20 protein-coding genes and 1 pseudogene are annotated in these 22,904 nt (G+C 68.6%); 11 read left to right on the top strand and 10 right to left on the bottom strand.

Going from position 1 to position 22,904, the window contains the following annotated elements; all coding sequences use genetic code 11:
- The 3 genes from ACXJJ9_RS05275 to ACXJJ9_RS05265 all read right to left on the bottom strand — a co-directional run bounded on the left by ACXJJ9_RS05275 (position 1) and on the right by ACXJJ9_RS05265 (position 1,933).
- Positions 1-684 carry an RDD family protein gene (locus ACXJJ9_RS05275; protein ID WP_457096188.1) on the bottom strand — a complete coding sequence of 228 codons (684 nt, stop codon included), beginning with the start codon at positions 682-684 and terminating at the stop codon, positions 1-3.
- A gap of 55 nt (positions 685-739) precedes the next feature.
- Positions 740-1,297 carry an RDD family protein gene (locus ACXJJ9_RS05270; protein ID WP_457096187.1) on the bottom strand — a complete coding sequence of 186 codons (558 nt, stop codon included), beginning with the start codon at positions 1,295-1,297 and terminating at the stop codon, positions 740-742.
- A gap of 81 nt (positions 1,298-1,378) precedes the next feature.
- Positions 1,379-1,933 carry a gamma carbonic anhydrase family protein gene (locus ACXJJ9_RS05265; RefSeq protein WP_457096186.1) on the bottom strand — a complete coding sequence of 185 codons (555 nt, stop codon included), beginning with the start codon at positions 1,931-1,933 and terminating at the stop codon, positions 1,379-1,381.
- Positions 1,934-2,006: 73 nt separating this feature from the next.
- On the opposite strand from ACXJJ9_RS05265, the gene xth reads away from it, so the two are divergent.
- Positions 2,007-2,801: an exodeoxyribonuclease III gene (gene xth, locus ACXJJ9_RS05260; RefSeq protein WP_457096185.1), complete on the top strand. Its 795-nt coding sequence runs from the start codon at positions 2,007-2,009 to the stop codon at positions 2,799-2,801.
- A 105-nt stretch (positions 2,802-2,906) separates the two neighbouring features.
- Here xth and ACXJJ9_RS05255 read toward each other — a convergent pair whose 3' ends face one another.
- Positions 2,907-3,179 carry a GlsB/YeaQ/YmgE family stress response membrane protein gene (locus ACXJJ9_RS05255; protein ID WP_457096184.1) on the bottom strand — a complete coding sequence of 91 codons (273 nt, stop codon included), beginning with the start codon at positions 3,177-3,179 and terminating at the stop codon, positions 2,907-2,909.
- Positions 3,180-3,377: 198 nt separating this feature from the next.
- Complete coding sequence (locus ACXJJ9_RS05250; RefSeq protein WP_457096183.1) at positions 3,378-4,763, bottom strand: AMP-binding protein; 1,386 nt, start codon at positions 4,761-4,763, stop codon at positions 3,378-3,380.
- A gap of 110 nt (positions 4,764-4,873) precedes the next feature.
- Here ACXJJ9_RS05250 and ACXJJ9_RS05245 point away from each other — a divergent pair, with 110 nt between their 5' ends.
- The 4 genes from ACXJJ9_RS05245 to ACXJJ9_RS05230 all read left to right on the top strand — a co-directional run bounded on the left by ACXJJ9_RS05245 (position 4,874) and on the right by ACXJJ9_RS05230 (position 8,060).
- Positions 4,874-5,467 carry a 4'-phosphopantetheinyl transferase family protein gene (locus ACXJJ9_RS05245; protein WP_457096182.1) on the top strand — a complete coding sequence of 198 codons (594 nt, stop codon included), beginning with the start codon at positions 4,874-4,876 and terminating at the stop codon, positions 5,465-5,467.
- A gap of 28 nt (positions 5,468-5,495) precedes the next feature.
- Complete coding sequence (gene rsmG / locus ACXJJ9_RS05240; protein ID WP_457096181.1) at positions 5,496-6,149, top strand: 16S rRNA (guanine(527)-N(7))-methyltransferase RsmG; 654 nt, start codon at positions 5,496-5,498, stop codon at positions 6,147-6,149.
- A gap of 202 nt (positions 6,150-6,351) precedes the next feature.
- Entirely contained in the window at positions 6,352-7,158 is an 807-nt protein-coding gene (locus ACXJJ9_RS05235) for a ParA family protein (protein ID WP_457096180.1), read from the top strand.
- Positions 7,155-8,060, top strand: a complete 906-nt coding sequence (locus tag ACXJJ9_RS05230) for a ParB/RepB/Spo0J family partition protein (protein WP_457096179.1) — start codon at positions 7,155-7,157, stop codon at positions 8,058-8,060. The genes ACXJJ9_RS05235 and ACXJJ9_RS05230 overlap by 4 nt, the downstream gene beginning before the upstream one ends.
- A gap of 99 nt (positions 8,061-8,159) precedes the next feature.
- On the opposite strand, the gene pdxR is transcribed toward ACXJJ9_RS05230, so the two are convergent.
- Positions 8,160-9,626: a MocR-like pyridoxine biosynthesis transcription factor PdxR gene (gene pdxR / locus ACXJJ9_RS05225; RefSeq protein WP_457096178.1), complete on the bottom strand. Its 1,467-nt coding sequence runs from the start codon at positions 9,624-9,626 to the stop codon at positions 8,160-8,162.
- A 93-nt stretch (positions 9,627-9,719) separates the two neighbouring features.
- Between pdxR and ACXJJ9_RS05220 the strand changes: the two genes are divergently transcribed.
- Both ACXJJ9_RS05220 and ACXJJ9_RS05215 read left to right on the top strand, forming a co-directional pair.
- Positions 9,720-10,535 (top strand): MBL fold metallo-hydrolase, encoded by an 816-nt coding sequence (locus ACXJJ9_RS05220; RefSeq protein WP_457096177.1) that lies wholly within the window; start codon positions 9,720-9,722, stop codon positions 10,533-10,535.
- A 20-nt stretch (positions 10,536-10,555) separates the two neighbouring features.
- Complete coding sequence (locus tag ACXJJ9_RS05215) at positions 10,556-11,116, top strand: cupin domain-containing protein (protein WP_457096176.1); 561 nt, start codon at positions 10,556-10,558, stop codon at positions 11,114-11,116.
- Between the two features lie 101 nt (positions 11,117-11,217).
- Here the strand turns inward: ACXJJ9_RS05215 and ACXJJ9_RS05210 are convergent, their stop codons facing one another.
- Complete coding sequence (locus tag ACXJJ9_RS05210; RefSeq protein ID WP_457096175.1) at positions 11,218-11,478, bottom strand: hypothetical protein; 261 nt, start codon at positions 11,476-11,478, stop codon at positions 11,218-11,220.
- 230 nt (positions 11,479-11,708) lie between these two features.
- Here ACXJJ9_RS05210 and ACXJJ9_RS05205 point away from each other — a divergent pair, with 230 nt between their 5' ends.
- Complete coding sequence (locus ACXJJ9_RS05205; protein WP_457096174.1) at positions 11,709-12,413, top strand: SGNH/GDSL hydrolase family protein; 705 nt, start codon at positions 11,709-11,711, stop codon at positions 12,411-12,413.
- A gap of 70 nt (positions 12,414-12,483) precedes the next feature.
- On the opposite strand, the gene ACXJJ9_RS05200 is transcribed toward ACXJJ9_RS05205, so the two are convergent.
- On the bottom strand, positions 12,484-14,580 hold the full coding sequence (locus ACXJJ9_RS05200; RefSeq protein WP_457096173.1) for a M13 family metallopeptidase: 2,097 nt from the start codon (positions 14,578-14,580) through the stop codon (positions 12,484-12,486).
- Positions 14,581-14,668: 88 nt separating this feature from the next.
- On the bottom strand, positions 14,669-16,561 hold the full coding sequence (locus tag ACXJJ9_RS05195; protein ID WP_457096580.1) for a potassium transporter Kup: 1,893 nt from the start codon (positions 16,559-16,561) through the stop codon (positions 14,669-14,671).
- A gap of 256 nt (positions 16,562-16,817) precedes the next feature.
- Between ACXJJ9_RS05195 and ACXJJ9_RS05190 the strand changes: the two are divergent.
- Positions 16,818-18,305, top strand: a pseudogene (locus ACXJJ9_RS05190) (sensor histidine kinase); the annotation flags it as partial.
- The gene (locus ACXJJ9_RS05185) at positions 18,302-19,030 is read left to right on the top strand and encodes a response regulator (protein WP_457096172.1); all 729 of its coding nucleotides are present in this window, start codon (positions 18,302-18,304) and stop codon (positions 19,028-19,030) included. The pseudogene ACXJJ9_RS05190 and the gene ACXJJ9_RS05185, both read left to right, overlap by 4 nt.
- 20 nt (positions 19,031-19,050) lie before the next feature.
- On the opposite strand, the gene ACXJJ9_RS05180 is transcribed toward ACXJJ9_RS05185, so the two are convergent.
- Positions 19,051-20,709, bottom strand: coding sequence for an MFS transporter (locus tag ACXJJ9_RS05180; RefSeq protein WP_457096171.1), 1,659 nt, complete (start codon positions 20,707-20,709; stop codon positions 19,051-19,053).
- 144 nt (positions 20,710-20,853) lie between these two features.
- Between ACXJJ9_RS05180 and acs the strand changes: the two genes are divergently transcribed.
- Positions 20,854-22,800 carry an acetate--CoA ligase gene (gene acs / locus ACXJJ9_RS05175; protein ID WP_457096170.1) on the top strand — a complete coding sequence of 649 codons (1,947 nt, stop codon included), beginning with the start codon at positions 20,854-20,856 and terminating at the stop codon, positions 22,798-22,800.
- Positions 22,801-22,904 lie beyond the last annotated feature (104 nt).

The raw sequence follows: 22,904 nt of genomic DNA, 5'->3' as shown, positions 1-22,904 counted from the left end.
TCAACCCCGCCGTCCGAGCAGCCAGTTCGCGATGCCGTACAGGCGTGCCACCGCGAGCGGGCCGCGGGCCTGCACCAGCGGCTCGGCGATATCGGCGAGCTCGACCTGGCGTTCCTGCGTGAGTTGCGGCCCGCGTTCGGCGAAGGCGACCAGCGCCGCCTGTTCGTGCGGTCGCAACGGTACGGCGGGCGCGAGCGCTGCGCCCACCGGCGCCGCCTGCGGTTCGTGCGGGCGCGCGTCGTGCACCACCAGCGTGCCCGCGACCATGTCGCCCAGGCGCCGGCCCCAGGGATCGGTGAGGCTGGCGACCAGCCCGGTCGCGTAACCGAACGGCAGCATGTCCACCGTGCGCAGCAGGTTGCGGGTGAAGGCGGCGAGCCAGCCCACCGGCGCGCCGTTGGCCGCGATCACACGCAGGCCCAATGCGCGCTTGCCCGGCGTGCGGCCGCGATCCAGGACTTCAAACAGCACGGGGTAAAACCAGAACACGACGAACATCAGCACCGCATACGGCCCGAAGCCCGCGGTGCCCAGCATCGCCAGCACCATGCTCGCGACCATCAGCACCCCGATGCGGATGGCCAGGTCGATCGCCCACGCCAGCGCACGCGGCACCGGCCCGGCCGCAGGCAGGTGCAGAGCCACGCCTTCGGGCGTGACTACTTCGCGGTAGGTGTCGAGCATCAAGGCGTCGAGGATCAGGCGTCGGGATCGGTCGTCGAGGATCAGGCGTGGAACATCAGGCGTCGACGACGATCGTGTCCGCGATCAGGTCGTGCAGGCAGCGCTTGTCCGAGCCAAAGATGAACAACGGATCGATCAAGCCGAAGATCGGCCCGAGCAGCGGGATCGCGCCGATCAGGCCCGGCACCAGCGAACGCAGCAGGAAGATCCGGCCCAGGCCGGCGCGGCTCCCGTCCGAGCGCACGATGCGGATGCCGACCAGCTTCTTGCCCATGGTCTGCCCATGGCGATGCAGCAGCACCAACTGGACGGCCATGAAGGCAATGAAGCCTATGCCTAGCAGGGCGAACAACACGGCCATGGCGGCCGAGCCCCGCCCGTTGGGCCCGCTACCCAGGGCCGGAACGATCATCGCCACGAGCATGGCGGGCACGGCCACGATCAGTCCGTCGAGCATGACCGCACCGAGACGCGCACCGCGCGACGACGTGACGAAATCAACGTCGCCGTACGCCTCGGCGATACGCGCGGCCGGCGCCGCATAGGGATTGGCCGGCGGAATCGCGGGCGGCTGGCCAGGCACGTGCGCACCCGCGGTGTTGTACGGATCCATGTTTCCCCTTGGAGTGTGTTCCCCTGGACGGACTTTAGCCGCAGAGACTGGCCGAGAGGAACCCGTGCGCGCGACGCGTGGTCAGGCAGCGCCGGCGAGGTACTGGTTCTTCAGGCGTACGTAGTGCTGGGCGGAGTAATACAGCGCCTGGATTTCCTCGTCGCTGAGCATGCGTACCTTTTTCGCCGGGTTGCCGAGCCACAGCTCGCCCTCGCCGACCACCTTGCCGGGCGCGATGAGCGCACCGGCCCCGACGAAACCGTGCTTCTTCACCACCGCGCCATCGAGCAGGATCGCGCCCATGCCGATCAACACCGCATCCTCGATGCGGCAGGCGTGGACGATCGCCTTGTGGCCGATGGTCACGTCCTCGCCGATCACGGTGGCGAAGCCGCCGAGCTTGGCGTGCGGCCCGTCGTGGCTGACATGCACCACGGTGCCATCCTGGATGTTGGTGCGCGCGCCAACGCGGATGAAGTTGACGTCGCCGCGGACGATGGTGCCGGGCCAGATCGAGACATCCTCGCCGAGGATCACATCGCCGATCACGGTGGCGGCCGGGTCGACGTAGCTGCGCTCGCCGAGAACCGGCATCTTATCGAGGTAGGGGCGGACGTTCATGGGCAAGGTGTTCATGGGCATGATGATGTTATGCGCCAATTGTACGGCGCCCGCCGGAAGCGAAAACCGCCGCGTTACACTGCCGGCCATGAAAATCGCCAGCTGGAACGTCAATTCGCTAAACGTGCGCCTGCCGCACCTGCAGCAATGGCTGCAGGACTTCGCGCCGGACGTGGTCGCCCTGCAGGAAACCAAGCTCGAGGACAGCAAGTTCCCCGACGCCGCGCTGGCCGAACTGGGCTATCGCAGCGTGTTCTGCGGGCAGAAAACCTACAACGGCGTGGCCCTGGTCAGCCGCCTGCCTTTCACCAGCGAATGCGTCACCGCGATCCCCGGTTTCGACGATCCGCAGAAGCGCGTGCTCGCCGCCACGATCGGCGCTCCCGGATCCACGGATCCGGCGCAGGCCATCCGCATCGTCGACCTGTATGTGGTCAACGGCGAGGCCGTGGGCAGCGAGAAGTTCGACTACAAGCTGCGCTGGCTCGCCGCGGTGCGCGAATGGCTGCGCGAGGAAATGCGCCAGCATCCGAACCTGGTCGTGCTCGGCGACTTCAACATCGCACCCGACGACCGCGACGTGCACGATCCCAAGCGCTGGCGCGAAAAGATCCTGTGCTCCACGCCGGAACGCGAGGCGCTGCGCACCCTGCTCGACCTCGGCCTGCACGACAGCTTCCGCCTGCATAACGAGGACGGCGGCCACTTCAGCTGGTGGGACTATCGCCTGGCGGCATTCCAGCGCGGCTGGGGCCTGCGCATCGACCTCGTGCTGGTCAGCGAGGCCTTGCGTGCGCGTTGCGTCGCCGCCGGCATCGACACCGCGCCCCGCGAGCGCGAGCGCCCCAGCGACCACACGCCGGTGTGGGTCGAACTGGCCTGACGCGACGCCGGAGCGCGCCGGCAAACCCAATACCGGAATGCCAAGACAAGACAAAAAACAAAGGCCCGGGGATACCGGGCCTTTGCATACCGCGCGAGCGTGCGATCAACGCACGCGACCGCGCCGGAACAGATTGATGATGGCCAGCAACACGATCGCGCCCACCAGCGCCAGCAACAGGCTGGTCAGGTTGAAGGCGCCGTTGTTGATGTCTGCGCCACCGATGCCGAGCATGCTGCCGATCCAGCCGCCGAGGAAGGCGCCGACGATACCGACCACGATGTTGAGGAACAGGCCCTGCTGGGCGTCCGTCTTCATGACCAGGCTCGCAAGCCAGCCGATGACGCCGCCGACGATCAGCCAAATAATGAAACCCATCATGTGCGTTCTCCTTCCAGCTGCGAGTGTGGGGGATCCGAAGAGGGAATCCGACTAGAAAACCGGTGCCTTTGTATCGTGGGCAAAGCGAGTCTGTGCGCCGCAGCGTGATGGCAGCGTCAGCGGTGTGAACCGGCTTTGCAGGGGGTCGCGTGATGAAAAAAATGTAAAAAGCCCAGCGCAAACACCCGACGCCAATCAATCCTCGTGCCGCAGCAGGACCGCAAGCGCAGCGCGCGGAAGCTTGCCGGTTTCGTTGCGCGGCAACGCATCCACCAGCCGCAACGGACGCGGCAGGAACACCGGGTCGGCGTGTTCGCGCAACGCGGCCAACACCTGCGCTTCACGCAATCCGGGCGCGACCGCCAGGGCGGCGATGCGCGCCACCCCCGTTCGGGGGCAGGGATCGAGCTGGAACACCACGCCATCGCGCACGCCCGGCACGGCCAGCAGGCGCCGGGTGAGATCGCCGAGCGAAGCACGCTTGCCGGCGATCTCGATCAGGTCGGCATTGCGTCCGCGCAGTTCGAAGCGCCCGTCGTCGTGCACTTCCACCAGGTCGGCCAACACCACCGCGTGGGACAGGTGGACGCCCTGCACTGCGGTGCCATCGGGCTGTGGCGTGAGCTGCACGCCGGGCAACAGCGTCCAGGCCGACTCGTGCGCGGTGCGGCGGCGCGCGATCACGCAGGTCTCGGTTGAACCGAACACTTCGCGCACCTCGCAAGCGAAGCGTTGCTCCGCCGCGAGCGCGAGCTCACGCGACAGCGGCGCGGTGGCCGAGACGATGCCGCGCAGCGGCGGCAGCGATGCGTCGGATTCCACCAGCGCGCGCAGGTGCACCGGCGTGGTGACCAGCAGCGGCGCGGAGGGCGCGTCGCGCAGCGCGCGTGCGATGTCGCCGGGAAAGAACGGACGTGCGCCATGCACCGCGACGGGTCCGAGCAGCGGCAGCAGCACCGACATCTCCATGCCGTACATGTGCTGTGGCGGAACCGTGGCAACCAGCGGAGTGACGGCGGCGTGGTCGAGCAGGTCGTCGAGTGCCGCCAGGTTCTGCGCGGTGCTGGCGCGGAACGACGCCCAGCTCTTGGGGTTCGGCTTCGGCCGTCCCGTGCTGCCCGAGGTGTAGCCGATCACCAGCGGCAGGTCCTCTGGAATCACCAGCACTTCGCCGTCGCGCCGTGGCAGCGTAGGCGGCAGCTGCCAATGCCGGTGGTTCGCCGCCATCGCGGCGTCCGCGCCCTGCATCAGGGCGTCGCCGAGCACATAGCTGTCGCGATGCTGGGACAGCACATCCTCCACTACCGCCGCTGCGCGCGACGGCGGCAACAGGGTGGTCTGTCCACGCAGCGCCGCGGCGCACAACGCGACCATGAAGCGGTAGCGGTCCTCGCACAGGTTCATGGCGAAGCGGGCGTCGGGCAGCAGGTCGGCGACCGCGCGCACCTCGCCTGCGAAACGACCCAGGTCGATCGCTCCCACCGCATCGAACGCGAACAGGCGCGCCGCCCCCCCCCTGGTCAGGGCGGTGGCGTCATGGCGATGCAACAACCCCGTGATGCTCTGTACAACTGCCGACATGCGTTTCCCGGACAATGCGTATTCGAACCGCGCCCCCTGGAGCGCGTAACCCGTCCTGGGTCGTTTTCCCCTGCGCTATGGTACCGGCACCCGCGTCAATGCCCGTCGAAATGCCTTCATCGGCCGTCACCACCGAGATCCAGGCCCAGGTCCCCCTGCGCTGGAGCTGGCATGCGCACGCGCACGGAACGCCCACGGACCCGGTGGCCAAGGCCTGGCTGGCCGCGGCGCTGGGCGTGGGCCCGGACGCGCTCAACCTCGGCCGCGAACCGCGCGGCCGCCCGCGCCTGGGACCGCCGCAGGAGGGCTTCGACTGCAGCTGGAGCCACAGCGGCGACGGCCTGCTGATCGCGCTGGGCGAAGGCGTGCAGCTGGGCGTGGACTGCGAACGCGTGCGCCCGCGACCGCGCGCGCTCGACCTGGCGCAGCGCTTCTTCACCGCGCCCGAGCACGACTGGCTGGCGTCGTTCGCCGCCGGTGCGGTGCGCGACCTCGCCTTCCTGCGCCTGTGGTGCGCGAAGGAGGCGGTACTGAAGGCGCATGGGCATGGCCTGTCGTTCGGCCTGGAAAAACTGCGCTTCGCCGAAGCCGGCGCCGCGCTGGTGCTGGTCGAATGCGACGCCGGCCTCGGCGCCCCACGCGACTGGACATTGCACGAATTCACCCCCGCGCCGGATTACGTCGCCGCCCTCGCCTGGCGCTGAGCCGGCGCCGCGCCGTCATACTTTCGCGATGAACCTGCCCGCCACCCTGCGCCCCACCCTCGAGGCCGGCCTGCGCGAGCTCGACCTCGCGCCGACGCTGGCCGAACCGCTGCTGGCCTACCTCGCCCTGCTCGCGCGCTGGAACCAGACCTACAACCTCACCGCCGTACGCGATCCGCAGGAGATGGTCGGCAAGCACCTGCTCGATTCGTTGGCGATGCATCCCTTCGTCGACGACCTCGCCCGCCGTGGCGGCCACCTCGCCGACCTTGGCACCGGCCCCGGCCTGCCCGGCATCCCGCTGGCGATCGTCAAGCCGGGCCTGCACGTGACCCTGGTCGAGAGCAACGGCAAGAAGGCGCGCTTCCTGCGCGAGGCCGTGCGCCAGCTCGGCCTGAAAGACGTGCGCGTGGCCGAAGCGCGGATCGAAGCCGTGGATGAACCCGGCGCCTTCGATGCGATCACCGCGCGCGCGCTGGCGACCTTGCCGCTGATCCTGGAACTCGGCGGCCACCTGCTGAAGCCGGAAGGCACCCTGCTGGCGATGAAGGGCGTGTACCCCGCCGACGAGATCGCGGCGCTGCCCGCCGGTTGGGGACTGGCGGCGTCGCACCCGTTGCGCGTGCCCGGCGTCGATGCCGAACGCCATCTGATCGTCGTCCGCCGCACCAGCGCCGACTGATTTGTGACCGGCCTCTCACAATTCGAAACATTGACGCGCGCCCGGCGCCTGAATACGCGCCGGCGCCGCCGTCGTTTTACCGACCAGCGGGGCGGTTGCACCGGCGGCAGTTATCGCGGCGCGTTCCGCGCCTGTGATAACGCATAATCCCGGTCCGGCCGTCCTTGCGGCCAACCACCGTATTTCCGAGGCAACGAGCCGCATGGCCCGCATCATCGCTGTCGCCAACCAGAAAGGCGGAGTCGGCAAGACCACTACCGCCGTGAACCTGGCCGCTGCCCTGGCCAAGACGCCCAAGCGCGTCCTGCTGGTCGACCTCGACCCGCAGGGCAACGCGACCATGGGCAGCGGCATCGACAAGCGCGAGATCGAGGAGACGATCTGCGACGTGCTGCTGGGTGAGGCCGATGCCTCCAAGATCCTCAAGCGCACCGCCGAGGACTTCGACCTGCTGCCGGCCAACATCGAGCTCACCGCGGCCGAAATCAGCCTGATGGGCGAGCCCGACCGCGAGCAGCGCCTCAAGACCGCGCTCGCGCCGATGCGCGTGCATTACGACTACATCCTGATCGACTGTCCGCCGGCGCTGTCGCTGCTCACGCTCAATGCGCTGACCGCCGCCGATTCGATCGTCGTGCCGATGCAGTGCGAGTACTACGCGCTGGAAGGCATCAGCGCCCTGCTCGACACCATCGACGCGCTCAAGGCGCGGCTCAACCCGCAACTGGAAATCGAAGGCGTGCTGCGCACCATGTTCGACGTGCGCAACAACCTCGCCAATGCAGTCTCCGCGGAATTGACCAAGCACTTCGGCGACCGCGTGTTCCGCACCATCGTGCCGCGCAACGTGCGCCTGGCCGAAGCGCCCAGCCACGGCCAGAGCATCGTCGGCTACGACCGGGCCAGCCGCGGCGGCATCGCCTACCTGGGCCTCGCCGGTGAAGTGCTGCGCCGCCAGCGCGAGCGCGACCAGGCCGCGAAGGCAGCCGTGCCGGAGACGGCGGCATGAGCACGGCCAAGAAGCGCGGCCTCGGCCGCGGGCTGGAAGCCTTGCTCGGCCCCAAGGCCGCGGCCGAAGTGCCGCCGCTGGAAGCCCAGCCCGGTGACATGCTGCGCACGCTGCCGGTCGACTCGCTCACGCCCGGCAAGTACCAGCCGCGCCGCACGATGGACCAGGGCAAGCTCGGCGAGCTGGCCGAATCGATCAAGGCGCAGGGCGTGATCCAGCCCATCGTGGTGCGCGACCTCGGCGGCAAGAGCTACGAGATCATCGCCGGCGAGCGCCGCTGGCGCGCCTCGCAACTGGCCGGCCTCACCGAAATCCCGGTAGTGATCCGCGAAGTCGACGACCGCACCGTGGTCGCGATGGCGCTGATCGAGAACATCCAGCGCGAAGACCTCAACCCGCTGGAAGAAGCGATCGCACTGCAGCGCCTGATCGACGAATTCGACCTCACCCATGCGCAGGCCGCCGACGCGGTCGGCCGTTCGCGCGCGGCGGTATCGAACCTGCTGCGCCTGCTGGAACTGCCGGTCGAGATCCGCGTGCTGCTGGAAACCAAGTCGCTGGAAATGGGCCACGCCCGCGCCCTGCTCACGTTGGCACCGCAGGCCGCGATCGCGCTCGCCCGCCAGGCCGCGGACAACGGCTGGTCGGTGCGCGAAGTCGAACACCGCGCGCAGTTGCTCGCCGCCGGCAAGGTGATGGGCGCGGGCAACGCCAAGGCCAAGCCGGTCAAGCCCAAGCCGCAGGCCGACATCGCCGCGCTCGAACGCGAACTGTCCGAATCGCTCAGCACCCAGGTCAACGTGCTGCACGGCCGCGGCGGCAAGGGCCGCCTGGTGATCCATTACAGCGACCTGGACTCGCTCGACGGCGTGCTGGAACGCCTGCGCGCCAAGACCGACTAATCGCCCTCCCTTCTCCCGCATGCGGGAGAAGGTCGAAACGGCCGGCAGGCCGTTGAGGGCAGGGCGGATGAGGGGCGCTTCTGACTCCGTCGATGAAGGCTAGCCCGCTTCCAGCGCCTCGCGCAGCTGCCGCAGCGCCGGCGCGATGGCGTCCTCGTCGATCACTCCGTAACCGAACACCAGCGCCGGCTGCTCCGGCGTTGCCGCGGCGTATTCGGCGATCGACTGCGCGCCGGGCACGTGCTGCCGCGTCTTGGCGATGATGCGACTGGCCTGCTTCGGATCGCGGATGCGCGCCGCCAGGTGCAGGCCGGCTTCCGACGGAATCGGTTCCAGCCACGGCGCCAGTTCGGTGCGCAGGCCTGCCAGCAAGGCCTCGCGTCGGGCCGCATACACCGGCCGCATCCGCCGCACGTGCCGCGCCAGGTGGCCATCGCGGATGAAGGCGGCGAGCACTGATTGGGTGATGGTGTCGCAGTGCGAATCGGCGATGTGCTTCACCACGATGAATGCCTCGCGCGCCCACGCCGGCACCACCACGAAACCCTTGCGTAGCGACGGGAACAGGCTCTTGGAAAACGTGCCGACGTAGAACACGCGGGCCTCGCGGTCCAGCATCTGCAGCGCATCGAGCGGACGGCCGCCGTAGCGGAACTCGCCGTCGTAGTCGTCCTCGATGATCACCGCATCGTGCGCGCGCGCGTAGTCGAGCAGCGCGGCGCGGCGGCGCAGCGACAAGGCCACGCCAGTCGGCGACTGGTGCGACGGCGTCACGCTGATGACACGCACGCCCGGCGGCAGGCGCTCGACGCATAGGCCTTCATCGTCCACGGCCACCGACAGCAACTTCGCGCCCGCGGCGGCGAACGCGGCGCGGACCGGCGGATAGCCGGGCTCCTCCACCGCCACCACGGTTTCCCCCGGCGTTACCAGCAGGCGTGCGAGCAGGTCGAAGGCCTGCTGCGCGCCGGAGGTGACGACGATGTCTTCCGCCGTGCACGCGACTGCGCGCGCGAACGCAACGTGCTTGGCGATCGCCTCCCGCAACACCGGAATACCCTCCGATGGCGGATAGCCGAACGCGGTCTTCGACCATGCGCGCAGCGATTGCGCCATCAGCCGGCGCCAGATCGCGTGAGGGAAATGGCGATGGTCGGGCACGCCGAGGCGGAAGTTGCGCGGTGGCAGCGAACGCGACGGCGACGCCAGTCCCGCGGGCTGGCGCCACTGCGGATTGAGCCGCGCGTCGGCGCCGGCGTCGGCCCGCGATTGCGCGCGTGTGTGCATGCGCATGGCGACGTCGGCGACCACGGCCTTCGCTCCCGGGCGCGGCAGCACATAGCCCTCGGCGATGAGCAGGTCGTAGGCGGCGATCACCGTGTTGCGGGCGATGCCCAGGCCAGCCGCCACCTGCCGTGTCGAGGGCAGGGACGAGCCGGGGGCAAGGCGTCCGTCGAGGATCGCGGCGCGCAGCTGTTCGTGCAGGCGGCGGGTGCGCTGGTGCTGGCCGTCGCCACCCTCGTCGAAGTGGATGGGGAACTCGAAGACTGGTTCCTGCGCACTCATCGTTACTGGCCTGCTTCAAGAGCCAGTCCAAGCCTACGGTAAGCCCATCGCGGCACCAAGCCCCGCCTTTCGTGACTCGCACGGAGACCCGCCATGACCTGCTACCTCTGCGAAACCTGCGGCACCCAGTACGCGGAATTACCCTCGCGACCCACCGCGCCACCGGCACGCTGCGTGGTGTGCGAGGACGAACGCCAGTACGTCGGTTGGAACGGGCAGCGCTGGACCACCCACGCCGCGCTCGCCGACAAGTACCGCCTGCGCCTCGAGGACGACGACGGCCTGCTCGGCATCGGCCTGCCGGGCGACTTCGCCATCCCGCAACGCGCGCTCCTGCTGCCGACCGATGCCGGCAACGTGCTGTGGGAATGCGTCAGCCTGGTCTCGGCCGAAGCCGTGGCCGCGTTGCGTGCGCGCGGCGGCGTCGAGCGGATGGTGATCTCGCATCCGCACTTCTACACGTCGATGGTGGAATGGAGCGAAGCGCTCGGCGGAATCCCCATCCTGCTGCATGAAGCCGACCAGGCCTGGGTGCAGCGGCCGTCGAAGCACATCCGCTTCTGGCGCGGCGACGAACTCAGGCTGTCGAGCGACGTCACCCTGCTGCGCGTCGGCGGCCACTTCGAGGGCAGCACCGCCCTGCACTGGAAGCGCGGACCGCGCGGCGCGACGTTGCTGCCGGGTGATGCGCTGCAGGTCGCATCCGATCGCCGCCATGTCGCCTTCATGTACAGCTATCCCAACTACATGCCGATGAAGCCGTCCGACGTGCGCCACATGCAGGCGCTGCTCGCCGGCTACGACTTCGACGACGTGTTCGGCTACACCTGGGGCCGCAACATCATCGGTGGCGCGCGCGCCGCGATGGACGCCTCGTTCGCGCGCTACCTGCAGGCGGTCGCGGCGTGACGCGCCGCGGGAGACGAGCCATGCAAGCGACCCTGACCGATATCGCAAAGGAAACCACGCGTCTTCTCGCCGGCCTGCTGCCGCTGCTGGGCCATGGGAATCCGTTCGAAACCCGGTCCGGGGAATGGCCCGAACACGCCCCGCAACCCGTGCGCAACACCGACAGCGAATCCATCCCATGGATTCCCTCGCCCGTGCCCGGCAAGTCATCGCGCCCGCTGCGCTTCCTGCGCGGCGACCGCGGCTTCGTCGAGCTGCTGCGCATGGAGCCCGGCGTGGCGATGCCACCGCACCGGCACACCGGGGAAACGCACGCGTTCAACCTTGCCGGCAGTCGCCGCCTGGCGACCGGCGAAGTGATCGGCCCCGGCGGCTACGTGTACGAGCCGCCCGGCAACGTCGACAGCTGGCAGGTGATCGGGGATGAACCGCTGGTCACGCTGGTAGTAGTGATGGGAGCAGTCGAGGCCATCGGCCCCGATGGCCGCGTGTGCGGCATCGCCGACACGGCCTCGCGGATGGCGGAGTACGAGACGTATTGCCGTGCGCGCGGAATAACGATGCTCGACCTGCTCGAATGATCCCTGCGTGTCGCGGTCGTCCAGCTGAAATTTTCTTCCGATGCGGAAGCCCGCCGTGAAACGGGCTCCGCGTTGACAGGTTCGGCGATTCGCTCCTTCGATCACACGTTGACCGCCGACATGTGTGCCGCCGGATAGCGCGTCCCTGCCACTGCATGCGTCGCGAGCACGGCATCGATGCGCTGCAGTTCGGCGGTGCCGAGTTCGATGCGCGCGGCGCCCGCATTCTCGTCCAGCCGCGCCCTGCGCCGCGTGCCCGGGATCGGCACGAGCGCCAAGGGCGTGATGCTCGGCAGCGGTGAGGTCTGGTTGAACGGGGTGCGCCGGGATCCGGCCTGCACCGCCCCGGAGGTGAAAGTCATCGCGATCCAGCCCGGCGCCACTCCCTGATCGCGTTCGCCGGGCAAAGGTCGCAGCGGTGTACTGCGCCGCGCACGGCCTGGCCATGCTGGCCCGGCTGGATTGACCCGGCCGTCGCGCCCACCCAGGCGTAATGCCGCCCACGGACACGATTCCCGTTTGTCCGAGTAAGCCCGCGAACTCCCTGCTGGATGCCGCTCGCGGGGGTCCGCTGTGCACGAGGAGCCTCGCCATGGCCTACCGACTTGCTGCGATCGGACTGGCCCCTGTGCTGCTGGCGCAGGCTGCATACACACGTCGGGTGACCCCGCGGCTGTCCGAGCCGCCGGGCCCACGCCAGGGCTCGGCCGGCGCGGGCCGGCCGCTGCGCCTGCTGATCGCCGGCGACTCCGCCGCCGCCGGCGTGGGCGCCGCGACCCAGGCCGCCGCGCTTTCCGGCCGGCTCGTCTCGGGGCTCGCCCACCACTTCTGTGTGTCCTGGCAGCTGATGGCGCGCACCGGCGTCGCCATCGCCGACCTGGTGCAACAGCTCGACGCCGCGCCGCGCCAGGCCTTTGATGTCGCCGTGCTCTCGGTCGGCGTCAACGACGTCACCGGCGGCACCAGCGCGCGCCGCTGGCTGCAACTGCAGAGCCAGCTGGTGGAGCTGCTGACGATGGAATTCGAAGTGCGGCACCTGTTGTTGGCCTGCATCCCCCCGATGCAGTACTTCCCGGCGCTGCCGCATCCGCTGGGCTGGTACCTGGGCAAGCGCAGCGCGCACCTCAACCAACTCTCGCTCGACCGCGTGCAACGCAATCCGCGCTGCGAGTTCGTCGATCCCGGCTACGTGCCGGAAGGTCGCTTCATCGCTTCCGACGGTTTCCATCCCGCCCCCGACGCCTACGCGTGGTGGGCGCAGCACCTGTCCTGGCGAATCGTGAACCGCTGGTGCTAGCGCGACGCGTTCCCTGAAAAGAGAAACGGCCGCAATGCGGCCGTTTCCCTTGCTGCAATGACGCGGCGACTTACCAGATCTTCACCCGGTCCGCCGGCGCCAGGTACAACTGCTCGCCCGGCTTCGCGCCGTAGGCGTCGTACCACGCATCGATGTTGCGCACGGTCTGCGCGCGCCAGCGGCCCGGCGAGTGGCCGTCGGTGAGCACGCGCTGGCGCAGCGCGGCGTCGCGCATCTTCGAACGCCACGACTGCGCAAAGGCGAGGAAGAAGCGCTGGTCGCCGGTGAGGCCGTCGATCACCGGCGCTTCCTTGCCGCCGAGCGATTTCTTGTAGGCCTCGTGGGCGATGGTCAGGCCGGAGACATCGGCGATGTTTTCGCCCAGCGTCTGCTCGCCGTTGATGTGCAGGCCCGGCAGGGCCTCGTAGGCGTCGTACTGCGCCGCCAGCTTCGCCGTGGCCGCCTTGAAGTGCTTGGCATCCTCCGGCGTCCACCAGTTGGCGAGGCGACCCTGCGCGTCGAATTCCGCGCCGGTGTCGTCGAAGCCATGGCTGATCTCGTGGCCGATCACCGCGCCGATCGAACCGTAGTTGGCGGCGGCATCGGCATTGGGATCGAAGTAAGGCGCTTCCAGAATGGCGGCGGGGAAGTTCATCGCGTTCTGCAGCGGCAGGTTCACCGCGTTTACCGTCTGCGGCGTCATCCACCACTCGCCGCGGTCGACCGGTGCGCCGAGCTTGGCGACCTGGTGCTTGTACTCCTGCGCTTCGGCGCGCAGGCGGTTGCCGAGCGGATCGTCGGCACGGATCTCCAGCGCCGCGTAATCGCGCCACGTCTCCGGATAGCCCACGCCCACGCGCATGGTCTCCGCCTTGGCCTTGGCCTTGGCCTTGGTTTCCGGCGTCATCCATTCCAGCGTGTCCACGCGTTCGCCGAAGGCGGCGAGGATGTTCTTCACCATGCCCTCGACCTGCGCCTTCGACGAGGCCGGGAAATACTTCTCGGCGTAGAGCTTGCCGACCGCGTCACCCAGGGCGTTGTTGGTCGAATCCAGCGCGCGCTTCCAGCGCTCCTTCTGCTTCGGCGTGCCCTGCAGCGTGGTGCCGTAGAAGCCGAAGCCCAGGTCGCCGTAGGCCTTGGGCAGCAGGCCGACACTGTGGTTGAGCGCATGGAAGGTGAGGTAATCCTTCCAAGCCTGCAGCGGCTCGCTGCCGACCAGCGCGGACAGGTGCGTGATCGCGGCCGGCTGCCACGCCACGATCGTCTTCTGCGAGGACAGGCCCGCGGCGGTGAAATACGCGGTCCAGTCTAGGCCCGGCGCCTTCTTCGCGAACGCGGACATCTCCCACGGATTGTTGGCCTTGTGCACGTCCTGCGTGTCGACGATGGAGGCGTGCGCCTTGGCGATCCTGGTCTCGAGCGCGACGACCGCCTTGGCCTTGGCGTCGGCATCCTCGACGGCGGCGAGCTTGAGCAGCGCGGTCACGTACTCGAGGTATTTCTGCCGCGTCGCCACCATCTCCTTGTCATTCGACAGGTAGTACTCGCGGTCCGGCATCGCCAGGCCGCCCTGCATGAGCGTGGCGACGTTGTGCTCGGGATCCTGCAGGCCCTGGGCGACGAACAGGCCGAACAGGTTCTCGGTGTGGTAGTTGGTCGCGTTGAGCGGATCGACGTCGGCGCGCAAGCCGCTGCCGAGCACGCGCGCGAGGTCGGTCTTGGACGCGATCGCGTCGATCTTCGCCAGTTCCGGCTTCAGCGGTTCCAGCCCGCGCGCCTCGATGCCGGCTTCGTCCATGTATGCGGCGTAGTAATCGGCGATGCGGCGCGCGTCGGTGCCGGCGGCCGGGTTGGTCGCGGCCAGCCCCTTGATCAGGTCGGCATTGCGCTGCTCGGCCTTCTTCTGCACCTCGTAGCCGGTGCCGATGCTGGAGCGGTCGTCGGGAATCTGCGCCGCGTTGCGCCACGCGCCGTTGGCGTAGGCGTCGAAGTCGTCGCCCGGCTTCACGTTCTTGTCGATGCCGGCGAGGTCGACGCCCATCGACGGTGCCACGGCGGCAGTGGCCGCAGGCGTGGTCGGGGCGGTCGCGGTTTCGTTGGAGGCGGGTTTGCACGCGGCGAGGCTGCAGGCGAGCGCGAGGAACAACAGGTTGCGGTTCAGGTGCATGGCCGTCTGGGAGTCACTGGAGAAGCCGCGATGGTGCCCGGATGGCGCGCCATTGCATGTGCAGGAAGGCACGAAACCGCGCCGCCGTTCAGATTTCCACCGGCGCGCCCAGCTCGACCAGCCGCGTGGTCGGGATGCGGAAGAAATCCGTGGCCGGCGCGGCATTGCGGTGGAGGAAGGCGAACAGCCAGTCGCGCCAGATCGGCATGCCGCGGCGCGGGCGCGCGACGATGCTTTCGCGGCTGGCGAAATAGGTCGTATCCATCGGGTCGAAGCACACCGCGCCGCAGTCGCCGGAACGCATCAGCGCCAGCGGCACGTCCGGTGTCTCCATGAAGCCGAAGCGGACGGTGGCCCGATAGAAGTCGTCGCCGATGGCGTCGATGCTGAGGCGCTCGCCCGCCGGCACGTGCGGCACGGCGCGCGTTTCCACCGTCAGCAGCACGTTGCGTTCATGCAGGATCTTGTTGTGCTTGAGGTTGTGCAGCAGCGCCCTGGGCACGATGTTCCGTTGCGCGGTGAGGAACACCGCAGTCCCCGGCACGCGCGTCGGCGGCGCCAGCATCAGTCCCGGCAGGAAGGTGTCGAGGCGGATGCCATCCTTGAGGATTTCCGCCTGCAGCAGCTTGCGGCCACGGCCCCAGGTGCGCAGCACGATGAACACCAGCACGCCCAACGCGATCGGGAACCACGCACCATCGAAGAACTTCACCAGGTTCGCCGACAGGAATGCCACGTCGACCAGCACGAACAGCGTGGCCAGCGGCCAGAACAGCCACGCCGGCAGCGCCGAGCGCGCGCGCATCGCCACGATCAGCATGATGCTGGTGATCAGCATGGTGCCCGTCACCGAGACGCCGTACGCCGTGGCCAGCGCGGTCGAACTGCCGAAGCCGACCACCGTGGCGATCACCGCCAGCATCAGCAGCCAGTTGATCGACGGGACGTAGATCTGCCCGATCGTGGCTTGCGAGGTGTGGCGGATCGCCATGCGCGGCAGGTAGCCCAACTGGATGGCCTGGCGCGTCGCCGAATACGCGCCGCTGATCACCGCCTGCGAGGCGATCACGGTCGCGGCCGTGGCCAGCGCCACCATCGGATACAGCGCCCACGCCGGCACGCCGAGATAGAACGGATTCTCCACCGCGTGGGGATCGGCCAGCAGCAGGGCGCCCTGTCCGAGATAGTTGATCGTCAACGCGGGCAGCACGATGAAGTTCCACGCGTACTGGATCGGCCGGCGGCCGAAGTGGCCCATGTCCGCATACAGGGCTTCGCCGCCGGTGACCGCGAGCACCACCGCGCCGAGGATGAACAGGCCGTGCCAGCCGTGGGCGAGGAAGAAGCGCAGGCCCCACCACGGGTTCAACGCGTGCAGCACCGTGGTATTCGCGCTGATGTTGTGCACGCCGATCGCCGCGAGTGCGAGGAACCACACCACGATCACCGGCCCGAAGGCCTTGCCGACGAAGTCGCTGCCGAAGCGCTGGGTGGCGAACAGCACCAGCAGCACGCCGATCGTGATCGGCAGCACCCAGCTCTGCAGCGCCGGCGCCGCCACCTGCAGGCCCTCCACCGCCGAGAGCACCGAGATCGCGGGCGTCAGCACGCCGTCGCCGAAGAACAGAGCGGCGCCGAACACGCCGAGGATGCCGATCACGTACGCCGCTTTCGGCGACAGCGTGCGCTGGGCCAGCGCGGTCAGCGCCATGATCCCGCCTTCACCCTCGTTGTCGGCACGCATGATCACCGCGACGTACTTCACCGTGATCACGATCACCAGCGACCAGAACACCAGCGAGAGGATGCCGAGCACGGTGGCGGAGTCGGGCGACAGGCCGTAGTGCGGAGAGAACGCTTCCTTGATCGTGTACAGCGGGCTGGTGCCGATGTCGCCGAAGACGACACCGATGGCGCCCAGCATCATCGCGCGGAAGCTCGCCTGGCGCTCGCTGCCATGCTCGAAGACGGAGTGGGTGATGGCGGTGTTCACGTGTATTCCAGACGCCACCGGGCGTGGCGATTGCATGGCGTCAGTTTTTTCCCGCAAGGCATAAAGGCAGAAGCTGCCGGCGTCGCCGGGCGCGTAAATTCCGCGTAAATTCTTCGCGCCTGCGGCGCCCGTCCCTGCAGCAGGTGGATGGCGTTTCATCAATAGCGCGCACAATGCGCACATGCCGATGACCGCGCCCGCCGCATCGCCCGAGCCCTCCCAGCCCGCCGGCGGCTATGCACTGGCGGTCGCCGGCGCGGTGGCCGCCGTCCTCGTGGCGGTCGCTACGGAGCGCTGGCTGGGCCTGCGCGATGTGTCCCTGGTGTTCATGCTGGCCGTGCTCGTGGTCGCGTCGCGCACGCATACCGGCCCCGCGCTGTTGACGGCGGTGCTGTGCTTCCTCGCCTACAACTTCTTCTTCATCGCCCCGCGCTACACGCTGTACATCACCGCGTGGGAGGGCGTGGCCACGGTCGCGTTGTTCCTGGCGGCGGCGCTGCTCGCGGGGCGCATGGCGTCGCAACTGGCGATGCAGGTGCAGGCCCTGCGTGTCGCAAACCGCCACGCGCATGCACGCCAGGACCTCGCCCAGCGCCTCGCCGTCGCCGCTGGCGAGAGCGCCGTGGTCGAGGCCGCGCACGCGGTGTTCCGCCACAGCCTGGATGCCGACGTCTGGTTGCGGCTGGACCAGCGCAGCCTGCACACCGCGGGCACGCAGCCCCCCGATGCGGCCGCCCTGCGCCTTGCCGATGCCATGAATGCCGCCACCGCACCCCGTGAATCGGTGGAGGAGCACGGCTGGTGGTTCCTGCCCCTGCGTGCGCCGGCAGACTCGCTGGGCGTTACATCACCGGGTGTTGCATCACTGGGAGTGATCGGCCTCAAGCGTGCCACGCACGCGCCGCGCCTCGACGAAACACAGCGACAACTCGCGCGCGCGATGGCCGACGATATCTCGCAGGCCCTGCTGCGCACGCGCCTGGTCGCCGACCTGGAAGCCGAGCGCATGGCCAACGAGACCGAACGCCTGCGCTCGGCGCTGCTGTCCTCGGTATCGCACGACCTGCGCTCGCCGCTCGCCGCGATCATCGGCGCGGCCGGCAGTCTCGACAGTTACGGCGAGGCGATGACCGCCGACGACCGCCGCAGCCTGCTCGAAACGATCCACGCTGAGGGCGAACGCCTCGACCGCTACATCCAGAACCTGCTCGACATGACCCGCCTGGGCCACGGCGGGCTCACGCTGCATCGCGACTGGATCGGCGTCGATGAACTGATCGGCTCGGCCATCGGCCGCCTGCAACGCTACCAGGCGGGCGCGCGCTTCCACGTCGAGGTCGCGCGCGATGCCGGATTGATCTGGGTGCATCCGGCGCTGGTGGAACAGGCCCTGTTCAACGTGATCGAAAACGCCGCGCGTTTCTCGCCGCCGGGCGAGGCGATCGTGATCGAAGCCCTGCGCCTGCCCGACAACCGACTGCGCATCGACGTGCGCGACCGCGGCCCCGGGATCCCCGAGGCCGAGCGCCAACGCATCTTCGACATGTTCTACAGCGTCAGCCGCGGCGACCGGGGCGGCGAGGGCACCGGCCTCGGCCTGGCGATCTGCCGCGGCATGATCGGCGCGCACGGCGGCGACGTGGAGGCGATGCCCAACCGCGATGGCATCGGCACCACGTTGCGCATCACCCTGCCGGCGATCGAACCGGAACCGGCCCAGGACGCGCCATGAGCCCGCTGCCCGCCGACGTCGCGACATCGACCCCGGCACGCCTGCTGGTGATCGACGACGAGCCGCAGATCCGCCGGTTCCTCGAGATCAGCCTGCGCGCGCAAGGCTATGCGGTGACGCTCGCGGAGAGCGGACAGGCCGGGCTCGACGCGCTCGCCACGCACGGCGCCGACCTCGTCATCCTCGACCTGGGCCTGCCCGACCTCGACGGCCACGCCGTGCTGCAGACGCTGCGGCAGTGGTCGCAGGCGCCGGTGATCGTGCTCACCGTGCGCTCGAACGAAGCCGAAAAGGTCGCCGCGCTGGATGCCGGCGCCAACGACTACGTCACCAAACCCTTCGGCGTGCCTGAGTTGATGGCACGGGTGCGCGCGCTGCTGCGCACCAACGCGCAACCGCTCGATGCGCCGCCGCTGTATGACGATGGCCACCTGCATGTCGACCTGGCGCGGCGCGAAGTCCGCCTCGCCGGCGCAACGGTTGCGTTGTCGCGCAAGGAATACGCCCTGCTTGCCCTGCTCGTGCGCCATGCCGGGCGCGTCGTCACCCAGCCGCAACTGCTGCGCGAACTGTGGGGACCCACGCACCAGCAGGACACGCACTACCTGCGCATCCTGGTGGCGAAACTCCGGCAGAAGCTCGGCGACGACGCGGCGGCGCCGCGCTGGATCGTGACCGAGCCGGGCGTGGGCCTGCGTTTCGTGCGCTTCGACGTCGCCGACTGAAGGCCCGCCGCGGCATCCGCCTACTCGCGGATGTCCACGTCCCTGGTCTCGCGCAGGAACAGCGAGCCGATCACGAATGTCACCAGCGCGACGATGATCGGATACCACAGGCCCTGGTACATGTTGCCGCTCGCGGCGACCAGCGCGAACGCGATGGTCGGCAGGAAGCCGCCGAACCAGCCGTTGCCGATGTGGTACGGCAGCGACATCGAGGTGTAGCGGATGCGGGTGGGGAACAGCTCCACCAGCCACGCGGCGATCGGGCCGTACACCATCGTCACGTACACGACGAGGAGGGTGAGCAGCAGCAACAGCATCGGCTTGTCGATGCGCGCCGGGTCCGCCTTTTCCGGATAGCCGGCGGTGCCCAGCGCCGACTTCAATGCGGCGGTGAACGCATCGCCGTGGGCCTTGCCTTCGTCCTTGCCCAGGCCCGCACCTTCATATCCCGACACGCTGATGCCGCCGATCGCCACGCTGGCGACGCTGCCGGCCGGTGCCGCTGCAATCGTGTAGGGCACGCCCGCCTTGGCCAGCGCGGCCGTGGCGATGTCGCAGGAATTGCTGAAGACCTTCTTGCCGACCGGATCGAACTGGAACGAGCAGGTATGGGGATCCGCGTGCACCACCGCCGGGCGGGTCGCGCTCGCTTCCTCGATCGCCGGATTGGCGTAGTGGGTGATCGCCTTGAACAGCGGGAAGTAGGTGAGCGCGGCGAGCAGGCAGCCGGCCATGACGATCTTCTTGCGGCCGATCCTGTCCGACAGCCAGCCGAACAGGATGAAGAACGGCGTACCCAGCGCGAGTGCGCCGGCGATCAGCAGGTTCGCGGTGGTCGCATCCACCTTCAACGACTGGGTCAGGAAGTACAGCGCGTAGAACTGACCGCAGTACCACACCACCGCCTGCCCCGCGGTCGCCCCGAACAGGGCCAGCAGCACGATCCTGCCGTTGCGGGAGAAGAAGCTCTCGGTGATCGGTGCCTTCGAGGTCCGGCCCTCGTCCTTCATCTGCTGGAACAACGGCGATTCGCTCAGCTGCAGGCGGATCCACACCGACACGCCGAGCAGCACGATCGACAGCAGGAACGGCACGCGCCAGTACGTCGCCTCGAACGCCTCGGTGCCGACATGGCTGCGCACGCCCAGGATCACCAGCAACGACAGGAACAGGCCGAGCGTGGCCGTGGTCTGGATGAAGCTGGTGTACAACCCGCGCTTGCCGTGTGGTGCGTGCTCGGCGACGTAGGTCGCCGCGCCGCCGTATTCGCCGCCGAGCGCGAGCCCCTGCAGCAACCGCAACGCGATCAGGATCACCGGCGCGGCCACACCTATCCTCGCGTAACTCGGCAGCAGGCCGACCAGGAAGGTCGACGCGCCCATGATCACGATGGTGATCAGGAAGGTGTACTTGCGCCCGACCAGGTCGCCGAGGCGGCCGAACACCAACGCGCCGAATGGCCGCACCGCGAAGCCGGCGGCGAAGGCGAGCAGGGCGAAGATGAAGGCGCTGGTTTCATCGAGGCCACTGAAGAACTGCTTGGCGATGATCGAGGCGAGCGACCCGTACAGGTAGAAGTCGTACCACTCGAACACGGTGCCCAGCGACGAGGCGAAGATCACTTTCTTGTGGCCTTGCGTGAGCCCGCGTGCGGGCGCGGCGGCGGACGCGGTGGACATCGGCGGTTTCCCCTGGCCTGGACCGGACCCAAGAGTGCCATGCCCCCGCAATGATTGCCGCCGCAACGATCCCCCGATCGCGGCGGCCGATGCGGCACAATCGGAAGGACCCTTCCCAATGCCCTACGCCGGAGCCGTACTCCCATGTCGCAAGCCGTCTACCCCGTCCGCGCCGAATTCGCCGCCGGGGCCCGCATCACCCGCGCGCAATACGAGCAGTCGTACACCGCATCGGTGGCGCAGCCGGATGCGTTCTGGGGCCGGGTGGCGGAACGGATCGACTGGTTCAGGCCGCCGACGCAGGTCAAGGACGTGAGCTATCAGCTCGATGACTTCCACATCCGCTGGTACGCCGACGGCGAACTCAACGCCAGCGTCAACTGCCTCGACCGCCACCTCGCCACGCGCGGCGACAAGACCGCGCTGATCTTCGAGCGCGACGACCCGACCCAGCCGGCGCAGCACGTCAGCTACCGCGAGCTGCACGCACGCGTGTGCCGCCTCGCCAATGCGTTGCGTGCACTCGGCGTGACCAAGGGCGACGTCGTCACCATCTATCTGCCGATGATTCCCGAAGCCGCGGTGGCGATGCTCGCCTGCGCGCGCATCGGCGCGGTGCATTCGGTGGTGTTCGGCGGCTTCGCGCCGCACTCCGTTGCCGATCGCGTCCACGACTGCCGCTCCAAGCTCATCATCACCGCCGACGAGGGCCTGCGCGGCGGCAAGAAAGTGCCGCTCAAGGCCAATGTCGACGCCGCATTGAAGCTGCCCGGCACCAACTCGGTCGAAACGGTGCTGGTCGTGCGCCACACCCACGCCGCGGTCGACATGCAGATGCCACGCGACCGCTGGTACGACGCCGTCGTCCACGACCAGCCGGCCACCTGCGAGCCCGAGCGCATGAACGCGGAAGACCCGCTGTTCATCCTCTACACCTCCGGTTCCACCGGCAAACCCAAGGGCGTGCTGCACACCACCGGCGGTTATCTCGTGTGGGCCGCCTACACGCACGAGAGCGTGTTCGACCTGCGCGAGGACGACATCTACTGGTGCACCGCCGATGTCGGCTGGGTCACCGGCCACAGCTACATCGTGTACGGGCCGCTCGCCAACGGCGCCACCTCGCTGGTGTTCGAGGGCGTGCCGAACTACCCGACGGTTTCGCGCTTCTGGGAAGTGATCGACCGCCACAACGTCACCATCTTCTACACCGCGCCCACCGCGATCCGCGCGCTGATGCGCGAGGGCGAGGCACCTGTGCATAAAACCTCGCGCGCATCGCTGCGCCTGCTCGGCACCGTCGGCGAACCGATCAATCCGGAAGCGTGGCGCTGGTATTACGAAACCGTCGGTGATTCGCGTTGCCCGGTGGTCGACACCTGGTGGCAGACCGAAACCGGCGGCATCCTGATTTCGCCGCTGCCGGGCGCGACCGATCTCAAGCCGGGTTCGGCGACCCTGCCGTTCTTCGGCGTGCAGCCGGCCCTGGTCGACGCCAACGGCGCGCTGCTCGAAGGCGAGGCCGAAGGCAACCTGGTGCTGCTGGATTCCTGGCCCGGGCAGATGCGCACGGTCTACGGCGACCACCAGCGCTTCATCGACACCTACTTCAAGACCTATCCCGGCATGTACTTCACCGGCGACGGCTGCCGCCGCGATGCCGACGGCTATTACTGGATCACCGGCCGCGTCGACGACGTCATCAACGTCAGCGGCCACCGCATCGGCACCGCCGAAGTCGAGAGCGCGCTGGTCTCGCATCCGAAGGTGGCCGAAGCCGCGGTCGTCGGCTTCCCGCACGACATCAAGGGCCAGGGCATCTACGCCTACGTCACCTTGATCGCGGGCGAGCGCGAGAGCGAAGAGCTGCGCAAGGAACTCATCGTCCATGTGCGCAACGAGATCGGCCCGATCGCCGCGCCCGATCATCTGCAGTGGGCTCCGGGCCTGCCGAAGACGCGCAGCGGCAAGATCATGCGCCGCATCCTGCGCAAGATCGCCGAGAACGCTCCGGAACAGCTTGGCGACACCAGCACGCTCGCGGATCCGTCGGTGGTGGAATCGCTGGTGCAGCAGCGCCGCGTGCCGTAATGCCATTGCCCCTTCCCCCGCTTGCGGGGGAAGGCTGGGATGGGGGCGCTCCGCATACCTCCACGCCGCACACCCCCACCCCAACCCTCCCCCGCACGCGGGGG

Source organism: Lysobacter sp. P5_B9 (assembly GCF_054049835.1).
This window is presented reverse-complemented; position numbering and strand designations above follow the sequence as displayed.